The 15695-nt window shown below is 70.6% G+C and carries 16 protein-coding genes; 8 read left to right on the top strand and 8 right to left on the bottom strand.

Annotated elements, in window-relative coordinates; translation table 11 throughout:
- Positions 1-42: 42 nt before the first annotated feature.
- From KXR53_RS01570 to KXR53_RS01580, 3 genes are all read right to left on the bottom strand, one after another.
- Entirely contained in the window at positions 43-1020 is a 978-nt protein-coding gene (locus KXR53_RS01570) for a TAXI family TRAP transporter solute-binding subunit (protein ID WP_437372719.1), read from the bottom strand.
- A 67-nt stretch (positions 1021-1087) separates the two neighbouring features.
- Positions 1088-2434 carry an aspartate aminotransferase family protein gene (locus KXR53_RS01575; protein WP_437372721.1) on the bottom strand — a complete coding sequence of 449 codons (1347 nt, stop codon included), beginning with the start codon at positions 2432-2434 and terminating at the stop codon, positions 1088-1090.
- The gene (locus tag KXR53_RS01580) at positions 2431-3318 is read right to left on the bottom strand and encodes a MurR/RpiR family transcriptional regulator (RefSeq protein ID WP_437372723.1); all 888 of its coding nucleotides are present in this window, start codon (positions 3316-3318) and stop codon (positions 2431-2433) included. The genes KXR53_RS01575 and KXR53_RS01580 overlap by 4 nt, the downstream gene beginning before the upstream one ends.
- An 86-nt stretch (positions 3319-3404) precedes the next feature.
- Between KXR53_RS01580 and KXR53_RS01585 the strand changes: the two genes are divergently transcribed.
- On the top strand, positions 3405-4229 hold the full coding sequence (locus tag KXR53_RS01585; RefSeq protein WP_437372725.1) for a 3-keto-5-aminohexanoate cleavage protein: 825 nt from the start codon (positions 3405-3407) through the stop codon (positions 4227-4229).
- A 59-nt stretch (positions 4230-4288) separates the two neighbouring features.
- On the opposite strand, the gene KXR53_RS01590 is transcribed toward KXR53_RS01585, so the two are convergent.
- Positions 4289-5803, bottom strand: coding sequence for an MFS transporter (locus KXR53_RS01590; protein WP_437372727.1), 1515 nt, complete (start codon positions 5801-5803; stop codon positions 4289-4291).
- Positions 5800-6414: a TetR/AcrR family transcriptional regulator gene (locus KXR53_RS01595; RefSeq protein ID WP_437372729.1), complete on the bottom strand. Its 615-nt coding sequence runs from the start codon at positions 6412-6414 to the stop codon at positions 5800-5802. Before KXR53_RS01595 ends, KXR53_RS01590 begins: the two co-directional genes overlap by 4 nt.
- Positions 6415-6593: 179 nt before the next feature.
- Here KXR53_RS01595 and KXR53_RS01600 point away from each other — a divergent pair, with 179 nt between their 5' ends.
- Entirely contained in the window at positions 6594-7379 is a 786-nt protein-coding gene (locus KXR53_RS01600) for an enoyl-CoA hydratase-related protein (protein ID WP_437372730.1), read from the top strand.
- Positions 7380-7383: 4 nt separating this feature from the next.
- On the opposite strand, the gene KXR53_RS01605 is transcribed toward KXR53_RS01600, so the two are convergent.
- Positions 7384-8694: an MFS transporter gene (locus KXR53_RS01605; RefSeq protein ID WP_437372731.1), complete on the bottom strand. Its 1311-nt coding sequence runs from the start codon at positions 8692-8694 to the stop codon at positions 7384-7386.
- 225 nt (positions 8695-8919) lie between these two features.
- Here KXR53_RS01605 and phnC point away from each other — a divergent pair, with 225 nt between their 5' ends.
- The 4 genes from phnC (at position 8920) to phnE (KXR53_RS01625) (ending at position 12659) form a co-directional block, all read left to right on the top strand.
- Positions 8920-9741 carry a phosphonate ABC transporter ATP-binding protein gene (gene phnC / locus KXR53_RS01610; protein ID WP_437372733.1) on the top strand — a complete coding sequence of 274 codons (822 nt, stop codon included), beginning with the start codon at positions 8920-8922 and terminating at the stop codon, positions 9739-9741.
- Positions 9742-9810: 69 nt separating this feature from the next.
- Positions 9811-10749: a phosphonate ABC transporter substrate-binding protein gene (gene phnD, locus KXR53_RS01615; protein ID WP_437372735.1), complete on the top strand. Its 939-nt coding sequence runs from the start codon at positions 9811-9813 to the stop codon at positions 10747-10749.
- 132 nt (positions 10750-10881) lie between these two features.
- On the top strand, positions 10882-11781 hold the full coding sequence (gene phnE / locus KXR53_RS01620) for a phosphonate ABC transporter, permease protein PhnE (RefSeq protein ID WP_437372737.1): 900 nt from the start codon (positions 10882-10884) through the stop codon (positions 11779-11781).
- Complete coding sequence (gene phnE, locus KXR53_RS01625) at positions 11781-12659, top strand: phosphonate ABC transporter, permease protein PhnE (protein WP_437372739.1); 879 nt, start codon at positions 11781-11783, stop codon at positions 12657-12659. Before phnE (KXR53_RS01620) ends, phnE (KXR53_RS01625) begins: the two co-directional genes overlap by 1 nt.
- Here the strand turns inward: phnE (KXR53_RS01625) and KXR53_RS01630 are convergent.
- Positions 12656-13036 (bottom strand): winged helix-turn-helix domain-containing protein, encoded by a 381-nt coding sequence (locus KXR53_RS01630; protein WP_437372741.1) that lies wholly within the window; start codon positions 13034-13036, stop codon positions 12656-12658. The two genes, phnE (KXR53_RS01625) and KXR53_RS01630, sit on opposite strands and share 4 nt — an antisense overlap.
- 89 nt (positions 13037-13125) lie before the next feature.
- Between KXR53_RS01630 and KXR53_RS01635 the strand changes: the two genes are divergently transcribed.
- A complete protein-coding gene (locus KXR53_RS01635; protein WP_437372743.1) occupies positions 13126-13350 on the top strand; it encodes a hypothetical protein in 225 nt (74 codons plus the stop codon).
- 10 nt (positions 13351-13360) lie between these two features.
- On the opposite strand, the gene KXR53_RS01640 is transcribed toward KXR53_RS01635, so the two are convergent.
- The gene (locus KXR53_RS01640; protein WP_437372745.1) at positions 13361-14761 is read right to left on the bottom strand and encodes an FAD-binding oxidoreductase; all 1401 of its coding nucleotides are present in this window, start codon (positions 14759-14761) and stop codon (positions 13361-13363) included.
- A gap of 201 nt (positions 14762-14962) precedes the next feature.
- Between KXR53_RS01640 and KXR53_RS01645 the strand changes: the two genes are divergently transcribed.
- On the top strand, positions 14963-15694 hold the full coding sequence (locus KXR53_RS01645) for a hypothetical protein (RefSeq protein WP_437372747.1): 732 nt from the start codon (positions 14963-14965) through the stop codon (positions 15692-15694).
- Position 15695: the final 1 nt, after the last annotated feature.

A 15695-nucleotide genomic window follows, 5' to 3' on the forward strand; every position in this document is an offset into this window, starting at 1 on the left:
TGACAAAAAGGGGGGACTCTCTTCTACGGCGACCCCGGCCGGTCACATCCAGCCCTTCTCCTTGTAGTAGCGCTCCGCGCCCGGGTGCAGCGGGGCGGAGAGGCCGGCCTTGATCATCTGCTTCGGGTGGAGATGGGCGAAGGCCGGGTGCAGGCCCTTGAACTCGTCGAAATTCTCGAACACCGCGCGGACCAGCTGATAGACGGCCTCCTCGTCGGTGTTGGCCGAGGTGACGAGCGTCGCCAGCACGCCGTAGGTCTCGGTCGGGTCCGGATTGGCGTTGTAGAGTCCGCCCGGGATGGTGGCGCGGGCGTAGTAGGGTTTGTCGGCCAGCAGCTTGTCGACCGCGGGACCGGTGATCGGGACCAGCTTGGCGCCGCAGGTCGTGGTCGGGTCCTGGATGTTCGCCGAGGGATGGCCGACGCCGTAGAAGAAGCCGTCGATCTTGTCGTCGCACAGGGCCGGGCCGTGCTCGTCGGCCTTCAGCTCCGAGGCCAGCGAGAAATCGGCCAGGGTCCAGCCCAGGGCCGCCAGCAGCTCCTCCATCGAGGCGCGGGTGCCGGAGCCGGGATTGCCGACATTGAAGCGCTTGCCCTTCAGGTCGGTGAAGGCGGTGACGCCGGCCTCCTTGCGGGCCAGCACGGTGAAGGGCTCGGGATGGACCGAGAACACCGCCCGCAGCTCCTGGAACGCCCCGGCGTCCTTGAACGCCCCGGCGCCGTTCAGCGCGTTGTACTGCACGTCCGACTGGGCCATGCCGAAATCGAGCTCGCCCGACCGGATCGTGTTGACGTTGAAGGCCGAGCCACCGGTCGATTCGACCGAGCAGCGGATGCCATGCGTCTTGCGGTCCTTGTTCAGCAGCCGGCAGATCGCCCCGCCCGCGGCGTAGTAGACGCCGGTGACCCCGCCGGTGCCGATGGTGACGAAGCGCTGCTGCGCCGCGGCCGGGCCGGCGGTCAGCGCCAGCGCCGCGGCGGTGACCGCGGCGGCCAGCGACGCGGTGATGTGAAGCCTCATGATCTCTCTCCCTTTCTGATCGAATGCTGTCATGGCTCCCTCTCTGGTGGAGGGGCGGCCGGATCTCTCAGGCCGCCCTAGTGGCCGGCAGGCCCGCGATGGCGGCGTCGACCGCGTCGCCGAGGCGTTCGACGATAGCCTCGACCGCCGCGCCGCCGACGATGAAGGGCGGCGCCACCAGCACATGGTCGCCCTGCACCCCGTCCACGGTGCCGCCCATCGGATAGACCATCAAGCCCCGCGCCATCGCCTCGCGCTTGATCCGGGCATGCAGCTTGAGGGCCGGGTCGAACGGCGCCTTGGTGCTGCGGTCTGCGACCAGCTCGATGCCCAGGAACAGCCCGCGGCCGCGGATGTCGCCGACCTGCGGGTGGTTGCCGAAGCGCTCGCCCAGGCGCCGGGCCAGGCGCGCGCCCATGGCCGCGACATTGTCCAACAGCCTCTCGCCGCGGATCACCTCCTGCACCGCCAGCCCGGCGGCGCAGGCCATCGGGTGGCCGGTGTAGGTGTGGCCGTGCTGGAAGAAGCCGGAGCCATGGGCGAAGGCGTCGAAGATGCGGCGGGACAGCAGCACCGCGCCGATCGGCTGGTAGCCGCCGCCCAGCCCCTTGGCAATGGTCATCAGGTCGGGGGCGATGCCCTCCTGCGTGCAGGCGTGCAGCGTGCCGGTGCGGCCCATGCCGCACATCACCTCGTCCAGGACTAGCAGCACGCCGTAGCGGTCGCAGATCGCGCGGATGCGCTTGAAATAGTCGGCCACCGGCGGCACCGCGCCCATGGTGGCCCCGACCACCGTCTCGGCGACGAAGGCGGCCACGGTCTCCGGCCCCAGCTCCAGGATCTTGTCCTCCAGCGCCTGGGCGGCGCGGGCGGCGTAGTCCTCGTCGCTCTCGCCCGGCTCCTGCAGGCGGTAGGCGAAGCAGGGATCGATGTGGTGGGTCTCGATCAGCAGCGGCCGGAACGGCGCTCGCCGCCATTCGTTGCCGCCGGTGGCCAGCGCCCCCAGCGTGTTGCCGTGATAGCTCTGGCGCCGGGCGATGACGTGGCGGCGCTGCGGCTGGCCGGTCTCGACGAAATACTGCCGCGCCATCTTCAGCGCCGTCTCGATCGACTCCGACCCGCCGCTGGTGAAGTAGACATGGCTCAGCCCCGCCGGCGCGTCCTCGATCAGCCGGTCGGCCAGGCGCTCCGCCACCTCGCTGGTGAAGAAGCTGGTATGGGCGAAGGCCAGCCGGTCCAACTGGGCGTGCAGCGCGGCGATGACCTCCGGATGGCCATGGCCGAGGCAGGAGACGGCGGCGCCGCCCGAGGCGTCGATGTAGCGCCGTCCCTCGGCATCGACGATCTCGATTCCCTTGCCGCCGGCGGCGGTCGGGTACTCGGCATGGATCTGTCGGTGCAGGATGCGGGTCATGGCGTGGCCTTGGCGATCCGGGGACGGAGATGGGTGTCGAAGGCGGCCAGCTGCGCCTCGGTGCGGCGCAGCGCGGCGGGGGCGTCGGTGCCGCGGCCGGCAACCAGCGCCGCCAGGATCTCGGCGGCGACGAAGCCCGGCGCCAGGCTGTGGAAGAAGGACGGGCTGTCGGTCGCGACCAGGATCGTCTCCGCCGCCGCCTGGGCCAGCGGCGAGACCTCGCTGTCGGTGACCGCCACCACCGCAACGCCGCGCGCCGCGGCCCAGCGTGCGGTCTCCACCGTCGCCCGGGTGTAGGGCGACACGCTGGCGGCCAGCAGCACGTCCTCCGGCGTCGCCGCGCGGATCGGGTCGGTGCCGGTGGCGCCCGCGGCGTCCAGCAGCACGGTCCGCTCGCCCAGCAGCGACAGGACGTAGTGCAGATGCCAGGCCACGGCGTGCCCGGCCCGTAACCCCAGGCAGTAGATGCGCCGGGCCTCGGCTAGCCGCGCTGCGGCGGCGGTCAGGCGGTCCAGCGCCGCCGGCTCGGCCAGCCGGGCGATGTGGCCGGCGACGGTGGTGGCGATCTCCGCCGCCAGTGCCCGGTCGCCCTTCAGCGTCTGGCTGGCCAGCTGCGCGTCGGCACGGCCGGCGAAGCCGATATCCCCGGTGCGCACCGCCTCGGCATAGAGGGCGCGGACCGAATCGTAGCCGTCCAGGCCCAGGCGCTTGGCCAGCCGGGTCATCGTCGCCGGCGGCACGCCAGCCTGGCGCGCCTGCTCCCGCATCGACAGCAGGGCGACGTCCCGCGGCCGGTCCAGCACGTAGCGGGCGGCGGCCTGAAGCTGCGCCGGCATGGCGTCGAAGCGCTCCACGATCCGGTCGGCGAGGGGGCCCTGATCCATGGATCGAACGATAGCAGCCATTGCAGGGTGTGCAACAAGTGTTTCAATATTGTCTGACGTGATCCGATTGGATCGAAAGGGTGATCATGATGGAACGCAGGCCGGTTGCGATCGCGGTGGCGCCGAATGGCGGCCGGCGGACCAAGGCGGATCACCCGGCTCTGCCGCTGACCCCGGCCGAGCTGGCACGGAATGCGGCGGAGTGCCGGGACGCTGGCGCGGCGATGATCCACATCCATGTCCGCGACCGGGACGGGGCGCATCTGCTCGACGCTGACGCCTACCGGGCGGCGATCGCGGCGATCCGCGCGGAGGTCGGCGACGGGCTGGTGCTGCAGATCACCAGCGAATCACTCGGCCGCTATAGCCCGGCCGAGCAGATGGCGGTGGTGCGGGCGGTGCGGCCGGAGGCGGCGTCGCTGGCCCTGCGCGAGCTGGTTCCCGACCCGGCCGACGAGGGCGCCTTTGCCGAATTCCTGCTGTGGCTGAAGCGGGAACGGGTGGCGCCGCAGATCATCCTCTACGCGCCGGAGGAGGCGGTGCGGCTCGACGCCATGCGCCGCCGCGGCCTGATCCCCTGGGACGACATGCCGGTGCTCTATGTCCTCGGCCGCTACGTCGCGGGGCAGACTTCGCTGCCGGCGGATCTGCTGCCCTTCCTGGCGCCTGAGGTGCCGCGCTTCCGGTCCTGGATGGCCTGCGCCTTCGGCCGGCACGAGGCCGCCTGCGCCCTGGCCGCGGCGCTGCTGGGCGGCGACGTCCGCGTCGGCTTCGAGAACAACCTGCACCGGCCGGACGGCAGCCTGGCTTGCAGCAATGCCGACCTCGTCCGTGCGGTCGCCGAGCCGCTGATCGGCAGCGGCGGTCGCCTAGCTGATGCCGCGAACTTGCGAGCCGCTTGGCGCGGCTGAGGGCAGAATGTCGAGCGTGTTGCGTTGCCTCTCCCGCCGGACGCGGGAGAGGCAACGCGTCAGCGCCTCGAAAAGCTCGGCTGTGCCGACCGCCGTCGCGCCAGGACAACCAAGGCAGCGAAAGCGGTGACCGCCAGCAGCACCGCCGCGACCAGCGCCACGCCCTGATAGGTCGAGGAGAAGGCCGCCCGGGCCGCCGTCGCGACCGTGCCGGCCTCCGGCGCCGCCAGCGTCTCGGCCGCGACCAGCGCCTCGCCGATCGACCGCCGCGCCGCCGGCACCGCGGCCTCCAGCAGCGGCGGCAGCGCCAGCCATTGCTGGTACAGCACCGCCATCAGGCTGCCGAACAGGGCGACGCCGAGACCGCCGCCCAGCTCGTAGGCCACCTCCTCGACCGAGGCGACGGCGCCGGCCTGGTGCGCCGGGGCGCTGTTCATCACGTTGGCGGACGCCGCGGTCATGGCCGCGCCCAGCCCGGCGCCGATGGCGACGAAGCTGGCGATGGTGGCGGCCGAGACCGATCCCGGCGGCAGCAGGGCGAGGCCGAGGAAGCCGGCGGCGGACAGGCTCATGCTGGCGGCCAGGCTGGCGCGGAAGCCGAAGCGGTGCACCAGCCCGCCGGCCAGGGGCGAGGCCAGGAAGGAGGCCAGCGGCACCGGCGCCAGCCTGAGGCCGGCCTCCAGCGGCGACAGGCTCAGCACCAGCTGCAGCTGCTGGCTCAGCAGCAGCTCGAAGCCGACGATGACGATCATCGCTACCAGCGCCGCGGCCAGGGCGATGGCGATGCCCGGGTTGCGGAACAGCGACAGGTCGATCATCGGCGTCGCGGCGCGGGCCTGGCGGCGCAGGAAGGCGGCCAGCAGCCAGGCGCCGGCCAGACCGATCGCGGCCGCCTGCCACGGGTTGGCGCCGGCATGGGTGGTCTGCTTCACCGCATAGACCAGGGCGACGATCCCGGCCATGGCCAGCAGCAGGCCGGGCAGGTCCCAGGGCCGCTCCTCGCCGGCGTGGCGGCCGGGCAGCAGCCAGGCGGCGAAGGGCAGGGCCAGCAGCACGATCGGCACGTTGATCAGGAACACCGCGCCCCAATGGAAATGCTCCAGCAGCGCGCCGCCGACCACCGGGCCGAAGGCGGCGCCGCCGGACGCGACTGAGGACCAGATGCCGATCGCGATCGCCCGTTCGCGCGGGTCGTCGAAGGCCAGGCGCAGGATCGACAGGGTGGCGGGCATCATCATCGCCCCGCCGAAGGCCAGAAAGGCGCGGCCGGCGATCAGCCACTCCGGGCGGGGGGCGAAGGCGCAGGCGGCCGAGGCCAGCCCGAACAGGGCGAGGCCCAGCAGCAGCATGCGCCTGTGCCCGATCCGGTCCCCCAGAGTGCCGGCGGCGGGCAGCAGCCCGGCCATCAGCAGCGGGTAGATGTCGATGATCCACAGCAGCTGCGACGCGCTCGGCTCCAGCGCCCGGGTCAGGGTCGGCACCGCGATGTGCAGAACCGTGGCGTCGATCGCCACCAGCAGCAGCGCCACTGAGACGACGGGCAGGATCGCCCAGCGGCTCGCGGATCCGGTCATGGCGAAGCCTCCGGGGCCAGGCACCGGCGGACCATCCGGGGCAGGGCCGCAATCCCGGCGGCGATGTCGAAGCCCGGGTCGGTCGCCACCCGGGCGCTGAAGCCGTCGATCAGCATCAGCAGCCACACCGCCGTCATGTCGCGGTCCAGGCCCGGATCGGCCTGGCCGCGGGCGGCGGCGCGGCCGATCAGATGTGCCAGCGCCGCTCGGATCTCCTGATCGCTGCGGTCGAGCACCGCCTGGATCTGCGGGTTGCGCGCGCCTTCGGACAGGATCTCCAGCCACAGCCGGTGCCCGGCGGCATCGGTGGTCAGGGTCAGGAAGCGCTCCAGCAGTGCGACGATGGCGCCCAGCGGGTCGTCGGTGTCCTCCACCGCCCGGAACAGCGCCGCCGTCTCCTCCCGCTCGGCGTCGACCAAGGCGGCGATCATCGCCTCCTTGTTCGGGAAGTAGCGATAGAGGTTGCCCGCGCTCATCCCCGCCGCCTCGCAGATCTCGGCCATGCCGGTGCCATGGAAGCCGCGCCGGGCGAAGCAGTCGGCCGCCGCCTCCAGGATGCGGCGGCGCTTCTCCTCGCGGCGGGACAGGGGGGTGACGAGGGCTTCGGACATGGCGCGACTAATGAGAATGAACGTTCATTCTCATAGAATCATGCGGACGGGTCAACCGTCGCTGAACCAAGCCCTTGTTGTCATTGCCGGGCTTGACCCGGCAATCCGGAGGGTCTCGACATTTTCTGGATGCCCGGGTCAAGCCCAGGCATGACAATGGTGTGTTTGCCGAGGACACGATGACCGACACCCCGATCCGATGGTTCCGCGACGGCCAGCTGGCGCGGCTGCGGCTGCAGCGGCCGGCGCGGCACAACGCGATCAGCGCCGCGATGTGGCGGGCGCTGCCGGATCTGTGCCGCGAGATCGACGCCGATCCCGAGGTCGCGGCGGTGATCGTCGAGGGGGAAGGCGGCCAGGCCTTCTCGGCCGGGGCCGATATCGCCGAATTCGGCTCGGTCTTCGCCGATGCCGATTCGACCGCGGAGTACAACGAAGCGGTCCGGGCGGGGCTGCAGGCGGTCGAGAGCCTGGACCGGCCGAGCATCGCGCTGGTCCGCGGCCTCTGCGTCGGCGGCGGCTGCGGCCTGGCGCTAGCCTGCGACCTGCGCTTCGCCGGCGACTCGGCGCGGCTCGGCATCACGCCAGCCCGGCTCGGCCTCGCCTACGGCTTCGCCGACACGCGGCGGCTGGTGGCGGCGGTCGGGCCCGCCCGGGCCAAGGACATGCTGTTCTCCGGCCGCCTGCTCGATGCGGCGGAGGCGCTGGCGATCGGCCTGGTCGACCGGGTGCTGCCCGACGATGCGGTCGAGGCCGCAGCGCTGGACTACGCCCGCAGCCTGGCCGAGCGGGCGCCGCTCAGCCTGCGCGCCGCCAAGCGGATGATCGAGGCGGTCATGGCCGGTGCCGATACCGACACAGAAGAGACGGCGGCGCTGTTCGAGGCCGCCTATCGCAGCGCCGATTTCCGCGAGGGGCAGGCGGCCTTCTCCGAGCGCCGCCCGCCCCGGTTTCGGGGACGGTGACCCCTCACTCGGCGGGCGCGGACCGCATCCGGCCGGCGGTCGGCGGCTGCTGGCGTCGCAGCGCGGCCTGGACCACGAAGGTCATCAGCGCGCCGAGCACCAGGCAGGCGGCAAGGAACCACATCGGCGCCAGCTGGCTGCCGGTGGCGTCGCCGATCCAGGGCACCGCGTTCTGGGCGATGAAGCCGCCGAGATTGCCGACCGAGTTGATCGCGGCGATGCCGGCCGCCGCGGTGGCGCCGGTCAGGAAGGTCGGCGGCAGCGACCAGAACACCGGCTGCGGCGCGAAGATGCCGACAGCGGCGATGCAGAGCAGCGCGAACTTCACGGCGTTGCCCGGCACCACGACGCTCAGCGCCAGGCAGACGGCGGCGATCAGCGCCGGGATGACGATGTGCCATGTCTGGTCGCCGGTGCGGGCGGCGTTGCGCGGCACCCACCACAGGGCGAGGGCGACGCAGGCCCAGGGGATGACATTGAGCAGGCCGTTGACCGTGTTCGACACGCCGAAGCCCTTCACCACCGTCGGCAGCCAATAGCTCAGCCCGTAAGCGCCGAGCGGGAAGGCGATGTAGAACAGGGCCAGCAGCTGCACCCGGCGGTCGAGCAGTGCCGCGAACGGGCTGCCGTGCTGCATCTTGCCCTGGGCGTTCTCGCGCGCCAGCACGTCCCGCAGCCACTTCTTCTCGCCGTCATCCAGGAAGGTCGCCGTCTCCGGCCGGTCGGGCAGGAAGAAATAGGTGACGACGCCCATCAGCACGGCCGGGATGCCGGTGGCGATGAACACCCATTCCCAGCCCTTGAGGCCGATCATGCCGTCGAGGTCCAGCAGCGCCCCGCCGACGGTCGAGCCGACGGCGTTGGCCAGCGCGCTCCAGGCCATGAACAACCCGACCATGCGACCGCGATACATCTGCGGGAACCACAGCGTCAGCGCGAACAGCACGCCCGGGAAGAAGCCGGCCTCGGCCGCACCCAGCAGGAAGCGCAGGATGTAGAACATCGTCGCGTTCTGGGTGAAGGCCAGCGCCACGGTGACCAGGCCCCAGGAGAAGATGATCCGGGCCAGCCAGCGCCGGGCGCCGACTCGCGCCAGGATCACGTTCGACGGCACCTCGAAGATGAAATAGCCGATGAAGAACAGCGAGGCGCCGAGGCCGTAGGCGGCCTCGCTGAGGCCGAGGTCGCCGACCATCTGCAGCTTGGCGTAGCTGACATTCTGCCGGTCGATATAGGCGATGAGATAGAGCAGGCCGAGGAACGGCATCAGCCGCCAGGTGATCTTGGCGATCGTCTGCGGGCGGGACTCGGGCACGCGTTCTACTCCCTCAAATCGTATGATGATTTGCGTCTTGGCGCGCAGACAAAACGTTTTGGAGGAGAACGTCAACCCGGGCGACGCAGTGCCGCGGGAACCGGGGCGTTCATCGAAACGACATCCGAGGATCACGCGACTGTAACCCCGCTCTGTTAGGCCGGTCTCGCCGAACGGCCGCGGCCCTCTGCCGCGCCGCGCCCGAAACCGACCGGAGCAAGCCTCATGGCGGAACTCGTGATCGAAGGCCTGACCAAGAGCTTCCGCAGTGTGAATGCGGTCGACGACGTCAGCCTGACGATCGCCCCCGGCCAGATGGTCGGCGTGATCGGCCGCTCCGGCGCCGGCAAGTCGACCCTGCTGCGCCTGGTCAACCGTCTGGCCGATCCGACCGGCGGCCGCATCCTGTTCGACGGCGTCGACGTCACCCGGCTGAAGGGTAGGGCCCTGCGCGATTGGCGGGCGCGCTGCGCCATGATCTTCCAGCAGTTCAACCTGGTCAGCCGACTCGACGTGCTGACCAACGTCCTGCTCGGCCGCATCGCCTACCACTGGACGCTGCCGTCCCTGTTCAAGCAGTTCGGCGAGCGCGAGCGGGCCTTCGCCATCCAGGCGCTCGATCGTCTCGACATGGCCCATGCCGCGCTACAACGCGCCGACACCCTGTCGGGCGGCCAGCAGCAGCGGGTCGCCATCGCCCGCGCCCTGCTGCAGGAGCCCGAGGTGCTGCTGGCTGACGAGCCGATCGCCTCGCTCGACCCGCGCAACGCCAAGGTGGTGATGGACGCTTTGCGCGCCATCAACCGCGAGGACGGCATCACCGTCCTCGTCAATCTGCACACGCTCGACACCGCCCGGCACTACTGCGACCGGGTGATCGGCATGGCCAAGGGCCGGGTCGTCTTCGACGGCGCGCCCGAGGCCCTGACCATGGAGGTGGTCGAGCGGATCTACGGCGTCGACGGCATGCGCGAGGCCTTCGACGAGCGCATCACCTCGACCGCGATCGAGCCCCGGACCGGCGAGCGCGAGCTGGTCCCGGCCTGAGCTCCAATGAACGGCGTGCGGCGCGGCGCCGGACGCCCGAACACATGTGATCAGCAAAGGGGTAGACCCATGTTCCTGCGGCGCACCATCCTCGCGGCGGCCACGGCTGTCGTCGCTCTCGCCGGCCTGGCCGGCGCCGCCTTCGCGGCGGATCCGAGCTGGAAGGCGGACGTTCCGGTCATCCGCATCGGCATCCTCGGCGGCGAGAACGACGCTGACCGCCTGGCCCGCTACGATGGCTTCAAGAAGCTGCTCGAGACCACCTTCAACGTGAAGGTCGAGCTGTATCCGGCCTCAGATTATGCCGGCGTCATGCAGGGCATGGCCGCGGGCCAGCTCGATTTCGCCAACTTCGGCGCCTCCAGCTACGCCGGGCTGTGGCTCGACTGCAAATGTGTCGAGCCGCTGGTGGTACCGAAGGAAGAAGACGGGTCGACCGGCTACTACTCGGTGCTCTACGTCAAGTCCGACAGCCCGTATCAGAAGCTGGACGACCTCAAGGGCAAGTCGCTGGCCTTCGCCGACCCGAACTCGACCTCGGGCTACCTGATCCCGAACTTCCAGCTCAAGGACCAGGGCTACGACCCGGCCAAGTTCTTCGGCTCCACCGCCTTCTCCGGCGGGCATGAGCAGGGCGTGGTCGCCGTGATGAAGGGCCAGTACGACGCCGGCGTCACCTGGATCTCCGGCCAGGGCGACCCGGCCCAGGGCTACAGCCGCGGCGCCCTGCGCAGCATGGTCGACAAGGGCATGCTGAACATGAAGGACCTGCGCATCGTCTGGCAGTCGGACCTGATCCCGAACGGCCCCTGGGCCACGCGTACCGCCCTGCCGGAAGCCTTCCGCAAGGACATGCTGGACTTCATGATGAAGCTTCCGAAGGAGCATCCGGACGTCTACCAGGCGGTCGAGAAGGGCGCCGGCGCGGGCTATGAGCCGGTCACCAACGACTTCTTCGCCGGCATCATCAAGATGCGCCAGACCGAAGCCTCGGCGCGGCGGAGCTGATCGGATCGGGCCTGTGCCCTCAACCGTCATTGCGAGGAGGCGCAGCCGACGAAGCAATCCCTGCCTCCGCTCCTGCGGCCCTGGATTGCTTCGCTGCGCTCGCAATGACGGTAAAAGGCCGAAAACTCTGCGATGACCACCCTGTCCGAAACCCGCCCCTCCGACCCGGTCGCGGCCTTCGAGGCCGGGCGCCGGGCGCTCTTGCGCCAGCGGCGCCGGGCCACGCTGCTCGGCCTCGCGCTGTTCGTCGCCGCCGTGCTGGCCGGCGCCTGGGTCGGCGACTTCTCCCCGTCCAAGCTGGCCGCCGGGCTGCCGCGGATCGGCGACTATATCGAGCGCACGCTTCCGACGCTGAGCTGGGGCGAGATCCTGTCCGACAGCAAGACCGAGGGCTCAATCGCCTACTGGTACTACCGCGCCGGCAGCTATCTCGTGCTGCTGTGGCAGACGGCGCAGATGGCGATCCTGGGCACGGTGCTGGGCGCGTCGGCGGCGCTGCTGCTCAGCTTTCCGGCGGCGCGCAACCTGGTGCGCAGCCATCTGATCTACCATCTCAGCCGCCGCTTCCTCGAGATCTGCCGCAGCGTGCCCGATATCGTCTACGCGCTGTGCTTCGTCTGGGCCTACGGCGTCGGGCCGCTGGCCGGCATCCTCGCCATGGCGGTGCACACCACCGGCGCGCTCGGCAAGCTGTTCTCGGAGGTGAACGAGGCGGTCGACGAGAAGCCGCTCGAGGGCATCCGCGCCGCCGGCGGCACCTGGGTCCAGATCATGCGCTTCGGCGTGCTGCCGCAGGTGCTGCCGAACTTCCTGTCCTATGCGCTGCTGCGGCTCGAGATCAACATCCGCTCGGCCTCTGTGCTGGGCTTCGTCGGCGCCGGCGGGGTGGGGCAGGAGCTCTACTACATCGTCAGCTTCAACTATTACGAGGAGCTGAGCGCGCTGGTGCTGATGATCGTCGCGGCGGTGACGCTGATCGACCTCGGCTCGGAGCGGCTGCGCTCGGCCTTCCTGTCGCGGGAGGCGCATTGATGGGCACCCGACTCGCCCGGATCAGGCCGATCGACGTCGACGCCGCCCGCGCCGCGCTGCCGCGCGCCTTCGGCCGCCCCTGGGGCGAGCGGCTGGTCCGCGCCGCCCTGCTGCTGCTGGCCGCCGCCTATCTCGGCTACCTGCTCTGGACCTTCGATTTCTCGCCGGCCCGGCTCTACAGCGGCCTGGTCAGCCCGAACGGCCTGTTCGTCATCGCCGGGCAGATGGTCGTCTGGCGCGACATGGCGGAATGGCAGTATGCCGAGATCTTCACGGCGCTGGGCCAGACCGTCGCCATGGCCTTCATCGGCACGCTGATCGCCTCGGTGATCGCGATCCCGCTCGGCTTCCTCGGCGCCCGCAACATCGTGCCGATCGGCATCCTGCGCTTCGGCTTCCGCCGCCTGTTCGACGGGCTGCGCGGCGTCGACCAGCTGATCTGGGCGCTGGTCTTCGTGCGCGCGGTCGGGCTCGGGCCCCTGGCCGGCATCCTCGCCATCTGCGTCTCCGACATCGGCTCGCTGTCCAAGCTCTATGCCGAGGCGATCGAAACGGCGGAGAAGAAGCAGATCGAAGGCGTGCGCTCGACCGGCGCCTCGACCCTCTCGGTGCTGCGCTTCGGCGTGCTGCCGCAGGCGATCCCGCTGTTCCTGTCGCAGGCGCTCTACTTCTTCGAATCCAACACCCGCTCAGCCACCATCCTCGGTATCGTCGGCGCCGGCGGCATCGGGCTGCAGATCTCCGAGCGCATCAAGATCCTGGCCTGGGACCAGGTCGCCTTCATCCTGATCCTGGTGCTGGCCGTGGTCGCGCTGATCGACACCCTGTCGAAATGGCTGCGGCTGAAGCTGATCGGCCGCGACGCGGCGCGGGGCTAACGGCTGCTTTCCGATCTCTCCGGCGGCGGCGCCTCGGCTGTCGCCGTCTGCAGCCCGGCCAGCCGCCGCGCGACGCTGGCCGTCGTCTCCTGCTCGATGGCGCGGAATTGCTCGACCAGCCATTGACCGAAGGGGGTGAGCGCGGCGCCGCCGCCCTGCGGGCCGCCGTGCCGGGTCTCGATCACCTTCTCGCGGAAGCAGCTATTCAGGCTGTCGATCAAGAGCCAGGCGCGGCGGTACGACATGCCCATCGCCCGCCCGGCGGCGGAGATCGAGCCGGTCTCGGCGATGTGCTCGAGCAGCCCGATCTTGCCGGGGCCGAGCTGCCGGTCCGGGCCGGCGGGGTCGAAGTCGATGCGGATGCGCAGCCTGGGCATGATTGTGCGATGATACGGGCAGGCGGGGCCGGTTGGAACTCGGCACTGCCGGGTCCGTTATGACAAAAAGGCAATCGAGGGAGGCCACGATGTCTGCTGCCGAGCCACGTCCGGCCGGGCCGGCGCCGGACGACAAGGTCGACGAGGCGGTCGAGGAGACTTTCCCGGCCAGCGATCCCCCGGCCTATCAGGTCGCCGTGACCAGCGGCGCCCCGAACCACGAGGCCGAAGCCGAGCCGAAGCGCAACGCCCCGGTGATGGCGATCATCGCCGTGGCGGCGGTGATCATCCTGCTCTGGGCCTTGTTCGGATAGGCCGAGCCATTCAATTCCCCGGCAGCACCTTGCCCGGGTTGAGGATGCCGGCCGGGTCCAGCGCCCGCTTCAGCGCCTGCATCACCGCGACGCCGTCGCCGTGCTCCTGCGCCAGGAAGCGGATCTTGCCGTAGCCGATGCCGTGCTCGCCGGTGCAGGTGCCGCCCATCGCCAGCGCCCGCATCACCAGCCGATCGTGGAAGGCTTCGGCCCGGGCGATCTCCTCCGGGTCGTCCGGGTTCAGGATCATGCAGGTGTGAAAGTTGCCGTCGCCGACATGGCCGACGATCGGCGCCACCAGCCCGCTGGCCGCGATGTCGGCCTTGGTCTCCACCAGGCAGTCGGCCAGGCGGCTGATCGGCACGCAGACATCGGTCGGCATGCCGCGGCAGCCGGGGCGCAGGGCGATGCCGGCGTAATAGGCCTTGTGCCGCGCCTCCCACAGCTTGCTGCGGTCCTCGGCCTTCGTCGCCCAGCGGAACTCCCCGCCGCCATTCTCCCCCGCCAGTGACTTTACCGTCTCCGCCTGCTCGGCCACGCCGGCCTCGGTGCCGTGGAACTCGAAGAACAGGGTCGGCGCGACCTCGAGGTCGAGCTTGGAATAGGCGTTGCAGGCGCCGATCTGGACCTCGTCCAGCAGCTCGATCCGCGCCACCGGGATGCCGATCTGGATGGTGGCGATCACGGTGTTGACCGCGTCGGCCACGGTCGGGAAGGCGCAGACCGCGGCGGAGATCGCCTCCGGGATGCCGTACAGCCGCAGCGTCACCTCGGTGATGATGCCGAGCGTGCCCTCCGAGCCGACGAAGAGGCGGGTCAGGTCGTAGCCGGCAGAGGATTTGCGCGCCCGGCCGCCGGTGCGGATGATGCGGCCGTCGGCCAGCACCACGGTCAGCCCCAGCACGTTGTCGCGCATGGTGCCGTAGCGTACCGCGTTGGTGCCGGAGGCGCGGGTCGCCGCCATGCCGCCCAGGCTGGCGTCGGCACCCGGGTCGATCGGGAAGAACAGGCCGGTGTCACGCAGATGCTCATTCAACTGCTTGCGCGTCACTCCAGCCTCGACCGTGCAGTCGAGATCCTCGGCCGAGACCCGCACCACCCGGTTCATCTGCGACAGGTCGATGGTGACGCCGCCGCGCAGCGCCGCGATGCCGCCCTCCAGCGAGGTGCCGGTGCCGTAGGGGATGACCGGGACTTCGTGCGCGGCGCAGATCCGGACCACCGCCGCCACCTCCTCGGTCGACTGCGGGAAGGCGACCGCGTCGGGCGGCATGGTCGGGTGCCAGGTCTCCTCCCGCCCGTGCTGCTCGCGCACCGCCGCGGCGGTGGACAGACGGTCACCCAGCAGGGCGCGCAGCGCGGCGAGGGCGCGGTCGTCGATGGCGGGGCGGGGCGACTGGGGAGCGGCCATGATCGGGTTCAAAGATCGGACATAACGGAGGCGGTCGACCTTAGGCCCGCGCCCGCCGCGCGGCAAGGCCGGGCCGTCGGAGCCTCCTTGCCGCAATCCCGTGGCAGAGACGCCGTCAATGCGACACAAAGACGGGGCATTTGACTTCCCCCTGATGACAGATCAGCATTTGATGCAATTTTAAGTCTGGGATTGGCCTATATGAATAAGCTTGTTGCGGCGTTGTCCGCCGCCGTCCTTTCGACGGCTCTCCTCCTTCCCTCGACGGCATCCGCCCAGTTCGAAGGCCTGCTGCAGGGCATTCTGTCTTCAACCACCGGCACCGGTTCCAGCAGCTCCCCCAGCCCGGCGACCGGCGGCGAGCCGTCGGCGCGGGTGACGGCGATCAGCGGTGCCCCCGGGGCCGGGGTCGAGGTGACGGACGGTGTCTACCCCGGCCAGACCATCGATCTCGGCGGCAGCGGCCGGCTGACCCTGGCCTATGGCGACGGCTGCACGGTCGAGACCATCCGCGGCGGCATCGTCACCGTCGGCGTCGCCTCGAGCCGCGTCGCCGGCGGCCAGATGGAGACCAGCGGCGGCAGCTGCGCCCGCACCCAGGTCGCGGCCACCGCCCGCTCGGCCGAAGCCGGGGCCGGCGTCAGCCGGCTGGGCGAGAGTCCGTTCGACCCGCGGCTCTGGGCCGAGACCACCGTGTCCTCCGCCCGGCCGCAATTCTCCGGCGCTGACGGTCTCGTCCGCATCGTCATGCTGGACGCGCCGTCGCCGCAGACGGTGTGGGAAGGCCAGGGCGGCGGCAGCTTCCGCTATCCCGGCAACGCGCCGAAGCTGCAGACGGGCGTGCCCTACCGGATCGAGGCGGGCGGCCGGTCCGCCGTGTTCTCGGTCGATCCCGGCGCCAAGGGGGCGGGCGGCGCGGTGGTGCTGCGCTGAC

It is taken from the genome of Inquilinus limosus (assembly GCF_051487185.1).
GTDB classification, from domain to species: domain Bacteria; phylum Pseudomonadota; class Alphaproteobacteria; order DSM-16000; family Inquilinaceae; genus Inquilinus; species Inquilinus limosus_F.

Excerpts from the sequence above, each read along its gene's own strand:
- KXR53_RS01570 (WP_437372719.1), bottom strand. The coding sequence starts at position 1,020 with ATGAGGCTTCACATCACCGCGTCGCTGGCCGCCGCGGTCACCGCCGCG.
- KXR53_RS01575 (WP_437372721.1), bottom strand. The coding sequence starts at position 2,434 with ATGACCCGCATCCTGCACCGACAGATCCATGCCGAGTACCCGACCGCC.
- KXR53_RS01580 (WP_437372723.1), bottom strand. The coding sequence starts at position 3,318 with ATGGATCAGGGCCCCCTCGCCGACCGGATCGTGGAGCGCTTCGACGCC.
- KXR53_RS01585 (WP_437372725.1), top strand. The coding sequence starts at position 3,405 with ATGATGGAACGCAGGCCGGTTGCGATCGCGGTGGCGCCGAATGGCGGC.
- KXR53_RS01590 (WP_437372727.1), bottom strand. The coding sequence starts at position 5,803 with ATGACCGGATCCGCGAGCCGCTGGGCGATCCTGCCCGTCGTCTCAGTG.
- KXR53_RS01595 (WP_437372729.1), bottom strand. The coding sequence starts at position 6,414 with ATGTCCGAAGCCCTCGTCACCCCCCTGTCCCGCCGCGAGGAGAAGCGC.
- KXR53_RS01600 (WP_437372730.1), top strand. The coding sequence starts at position 6,594 with ATGACCGACACCCCGATCCGATGGTTCCGCGACGGCCAGCTGGCGCGG.
- phnC (WP_437372733.1), top strand. The coding sequence starts at position 8,920 with ATGGCGGAACTCGTGATCGAAGGCCTGACCAAGAGCTTCCGCAGTGTG.
- phnD (WP_437372735.1), top strand. The coding sequence starts at position 9,811 with ATGTTCCTGCGGCGCACCATCCTCGCGGCGGCCACGGCTGTCGTCGCT.
- phnE (WP_437372737.1), top strand. The coding sequence starts at position 10,882 with ATGACCACCCTGTCCGAAACCCGCCCCTCCGACCCGGTCGCGGCCTTC.
- phnE (WP_437372739.1), top strand. The coding sequence starts at position 11,781 with ATGGGCACCCGACTCGCCCGGATCAGGCCGATCGACGTCGACGCCGCC.
- KXR53_RS01630 (WP_437372741.1), bottom strand. The coding sequence starts at position 13,036 with ATGCCCAGGCTGCGCATCCGCATCGACTTCGACCCCGCCGGCCCGGAC.
- KXR53_RS01635 (WP_437372743.1), top strand. The coding sequence starts at position 13,126 with ATGTCTGCTGCCGAGCCACGTCCGGCCGGGCCGGCGCCGGACGACAAG.
- KXR53_RS01640 (WP_437372745.1), bottom strand. The coding sequence starts at position 14,761 with ATGGCCGCTCCCCAGTCGCCCCGCCCCGCCATCGACGACCGCGCCCTC.
- KXR53_RS01645 (WP_437372747.1), top strand. The coding sequence starts at position 14,963 with ATGAATAAGCTTGTTGCGGCGTTGTCCGCCGCCGTCCTTTCGACGGCT.